At 76.5% G+C, this 4,242-nt stretch carries 3 protein-coding genes; 2 read left to right on the plus strand and 1 reads right to left on the minus strand.

Features of this window, described 5'->3' with window-relative positions:
* On the minus strand, window positions 1-2,101 hold a 2,101-nt coding region (locus AB0L34_RS33000), incomplete at its 3' end, for an AMP-binding protein (RefSeq protein WP_363709502.1).
* Between the two features lie 237 nt (window positions 2,102-2,338).
* Between AB0L34_RS33000 and AB0L34_RS33005 the strand changes: the two genes are divergently transcribed.
* Together AB0L34_RS33005 and AB0L34_RS33010 are read left to right on the plus strand one after the other, a co-directional pair.
* Window positions 2,339-3,142 (plus strand): hypothetical protein, encoded by an 804-nt coding sequence (locus tag AB0L34_RS33005; protein WP_363709504.1) that lies wholly within the window; start codon window positions 2,339-2,341, stop codon window positions 3,140-3,142.
* The gene (locus tag AB0L34_RS33010; protein ID WP_363709506.1) at window positions 3,142-4,182 is read left to right on the plus strand and encodes a 3-dehydroquinate synthase family protein; all 1,041 of its coding nucleotides are present in this window, start codon (window positions 3,142-3,144) and stop codon (window positions 4,180-4,182) included. Before AB0L34_RS33005 ends, AB0L34_RS33010 begins: the two co-directional genes overlap by 1 nt.
* Window positions 4,183-4,242 lie beyond the last annotated feature (60 nt).

Consider the following 4,242-nt stretch of genomic DNA (forward strand, 5'->3'; position numbering starts at 1 on the left):
GCCGGGCGGCGCCGGCGCGGAGGGCGACCTGCGCGGCGCCGGCGTCCACGGCGGCCGGCAGCAGGGCCGGGGAGCGCCCGTCGGCGTCGCGGTCGACCAGCACCACCCGATCCGGGTACGCGGCCAGCAGGCAGCGGCCCACCGCCCAGGCCACGACGGCCGACGGGACGAGGTCGGGGGCGTCGGGGCGGTCCGGGGTGGACGCGTCCACGGCCCCGGTGGTCAGCAGCACCACCCGGCCGCCGGCGGACCGCTCGTCGTCCAGCCAGCCCCGCGCCGTGTCGGCGAGACCGGCCGCGTCCCCGGCGGGCCCGGCCGCCAGCACGGTCACGTCGGGCCGGTCGGCGTCCGCGGCCAGCTCGGCCAGGTCGGGGTACGTCCGCACCACCGCCCCGGCGGCGCGCAGCGCGGCGGCCGGCTCCCCGCCGCCCGCGCCCACCACCGCCCAGCGCCGGCCCGGGGCTCCGTCAGCGTCGGCCCCGGCCGTCGGCGCGGCGGTGAGGTCCAGCGGGCGCCAGGCGATCCGGGTCAGCGCCTCGTGGTGGCTGCCGTTGACGGCGCGCAGCCGGGCGGGCCGCTCCAGCAGCAGCCGCCGGGTCACCTTGCCGGAGGCGGTCCGGGGCACTGCCGCGATCTCGTACAGCTCCTCGGGCACCTTGTGGTACGCGAGCCGCTCCCGGCAGGCCGCGTACGCGGCCCGGGGGTCGAAGCCCTCCGGGCCGGGGACGACGAACGCCACGGGCACCTCGCCGAGCACGTCGTGCGGCCGGCCGGTCACCGCCACGTCGGCGACGCCGGGCACCGCGCGCAGCGCGTCCTCCACCTCGCCCGGGTGGATCTTCTCCCCGCCCCGGATGATCAACTCTCGGTGCCGCCCGGTGACGAACAGGTTGCCGCCGGCGTCGAAGCGGGCCAGGTCGCCGGTGCGGTACCAGCCGTCGCGCAACGCGGCGGCGGTGACCTCCGGCAGCCCGTGGTAGCCGAGCATGACGCTCGGGCCGCGTACCCAGACCTCGCCCTCGTTCCCGGTCGGGACGTCCAGCCCGGTCTCCGGGCTGACCAGCCGCACCTCGACGCCGTCCACCGGCTGCCCGCACGAGCCCTCGACCCGGGGCCGGTCGGGCCGGGTGACGGCGATCGAGCCGCAGGTCTCCGTGCTGCCGTACGCGTCGAGCAGCGGCGCGTCGAAGACCTCGTGGAACGCGCGCCGCAGCGCCCCGGTGGTGATCGCCCCGCCGACCAGGCACACCCGCAGGGCCGGGGCCCGGAAGCCGGTCTCCCGGGCGGCGGCCACCAGGTGGTGGTACATCGCGGGCACCCCGGCCAGCACGGTGGCCTCGTCCTCGGCGACGGCGCGCAGCACGTCGTCGGCGGAGAAACCGTCGACGAGCCGGGCGGTGGCGCCCACCGCGGTCACGCTGAGCACGCACCCGATGTGGGACAGGCTGTGGAACAGCGGCAGCGGCCAGACCACCCGGTCGGCGTCGGTGAGGCCGGGCACCGGCACGTAGCAGGACGCCACCGACCACAGGCAGGTGCGCTGCGTGGAGAGCACGCCCTTCGGCGCGCCGGTGGTGCCGGAGGTGTAGAGCATCCAGGCGACCTCGTCGAGGCCCAGGTCGTCGCGGGCGGCGACGGCCGGCTCCGCGTCGGCCAGGTCGCGGAACGCGGTGACGCCCTCGGGCGCGGGGTCGTCCCCGACGACCCAGACGCGCAGGCCCGGCCGGTCGGTCCGCAGCCGCAGCAGTCGGGCCAGGTGCGCCGGGTCGGTGACGACGAGCACCGCCCCGGAGTCGTCCAGCAGGTGGGCCAGCTCCGCGTCGGTGCTGTGCGGGTTCAGCGGTACGCCCACCGCGGCGGCCCGGGTGACGGCGAGCCACGTCTCCACCGTCTCCACGCGGTTGCCGAGGCACATCGCCACCCGATCGCCCCGCCCGACGCCCGCCGCCGCCAGGTGGCCGGCGAGTCGCCGGGTACGCGCCTCCAGATCGGCGTACCCGACGGCGCGGCGCTCGTCGCGGAAGGCGACCTTGTTCCCGAGCCTCGCGGCGTGGGCCCTGAGCAGATCGGGCAACGGCTGGATCAGGTCGCTCCGAAGCATGTCACCACATCCGTCCGTCGGCGAGACTCCTCATCGCGGCGTAGACCTCGCTCGCCGTACAACGGCACAAGTCTTCCGAGCACCGTGGCGGCGACCTACCCCTGTCACCCCCTAAGTCGTCCCCAGATCCGACCGGCGACGTGCCGGCGGGACGGGCCGCAGGCCGATGATGGGGCCGACCCCCGCAGACCGGCCGTCGCGCCCGCGCTCTGCCCGCCGTCAGTCGAGGTGCCGTCCGTGGAACGCTCCTGGTTGTTCGCCCGCCTCGCCGTGCCGGCCGGCCGGTGCCCGGACGCGTGGGTGGTCGAGCTGGTGCCGACCGTGCTGGCCGGGCTGGTCGCCGACGCCCGCCGCGCCGACCCCGGGTCGGACTGGTACTTCGACCGGTTGAACCAGGGCCTGAGCCTCGGCTTCCACGCGTTTTCGCCCGCGCTCGACGCCGTACGGCGGGGACTGCTCGCGCACGACCCGGCCGTGTCCTTCGCCGCCGACCCGTACGCTTTCCGCGACGCCGCCCGGGGCGGGCCGCTCGCGTACGCGGGCAGCGACCTGGCGCTGGCCCTGCTCGGCGGGGACGGCGCCTGGCTGGCCGGCCTCGAACTGCCCCTCGCGGTGGCGCACCTGCGGCACCTGACGGGGCTGATGCCGGAGGCCGACCGGCCGGCCTTCCTCTTCCTGCACTGGCAGGACCGGAGCTGGTCGCTGACCGGGGCGCAGCGCCGGGACCTCGCCACGCAGGCCGACGCCGGGGCGGAGAAGATCGTGCTGGCGGCCGGGGACCTGCCGTTCACCGGCGAGGTCGCCGCCGCGTGGCGGCGCTACCTGCACCAGGTGGCCGACGTGGTCGGCCGTCCCGCCGAGGTGCCGCGGGGCTTCCTGCTGGCGCACCACGCCCAGCTCACCCATGACCGGTGGGGCATCGCGCCGGAGGTGGACTCGCTGGCGGCGATGGCGCTGCGGCTGTGGCTGGTCCGCGCCGGCCAGGACGCCCCCGACCCGTCCCCGCCCTTCGTCCTGCGCCCCCAGGAGGTGGCAGCCTGATGCACCCGACCCGCACCGACGACCGTCCCGCCACGGAGCCGTCCCGGATCGAGGTGGCGCTCGGCGAGCGCGCGTACCCGGTGCTCATCGGTCCCGGCGTGCGCCACCGGCTGCCGGCGGAGGTGGCGCGGATCGGCGCACGCCGGGTCGTCGTGGTCTCCGCCCGCCCGGCCGAGTGGACGCCGGACCCGGGGGTGCCGCACCGGGTGGTGCCGGCCCGCGACGGCGAGCACGACAAGACGTTGTCCACGGTGGAGCAGTTGTGCCGGGAGTTCGCGGACTTCGGGTTGACCCGCTCCGACGCGGTGGTCTCCTGCGGCGGCGGCACCACGACGGATGTCGTCGGGTTGGCCGCCGGCCTCTACCACCGGGGCATCGCGGTGATCCACCTGCCGACGTCGCTGCTCGCGCAGGTGGACGCCAGCGTCGGCGGGAAGACGGCGGTGAACCTGCCGGAGGGCAAGAACCTGGTGGGCGTGTACTGGCAGCCCCGCGCGGTGCTCTGCGACACCGAGCACCTGGGCACGTTGCCGGAGCGGGAGTGGCGCAACGGCTACGGGGAGATCGCCCGGGCGCACTTCATCGGCGCGGGAGACCTGCGCGACCGGCCGGTGGACGAGCAGATCGCCGCGTGCGTGGCGCTCAAGGCCCAGGTGGTGGCCGCCGACGAGCGTGACGCCGGGCTGCGGCACATCCTCAACTACGGCCACACGCTGGGGCACGCGCTGGAGATCGCGACCGACTTCCGGCTCCGGCACGGCGAGGCGGTCGGCATCGGCACGGTGTTCGCGGGACGACTGGCCGGGATCCTGGATCGGATCGACGCGCGCCGGGTGGTCGAGCACCGCGAGGTGGTGGCGTACTACGGCCTCGACACCGCCCTGCCGGCCGGGGTGGACCACGACGAGCTGATCGCGTTGATGCGCCGGGACAAGAAGGCGACGTCGGGGCTGTCCTTCGTACTGGACGGCCCGACCGGCCCGGACCTGGTCGCCGACGTACCGGAGTCGGCCGTCCGCGCCGCCCTCGCGGGGATGTGAACAGCGCGGCGCGACGCCGGCTCCCGGGTCGGCGTTCCGGGCCGCGCCGCCGACGGCGCG

The sequence above is a fragment of the Micromonospora sp. NPDC052213 genome, from assembly GCF_040679695.1.
Taxonomy (GTDB): Bacteria; Actinomycetota; Actinomycetes; order Mycobacteriales; family Micromonosporaceae; genus Micromonospora.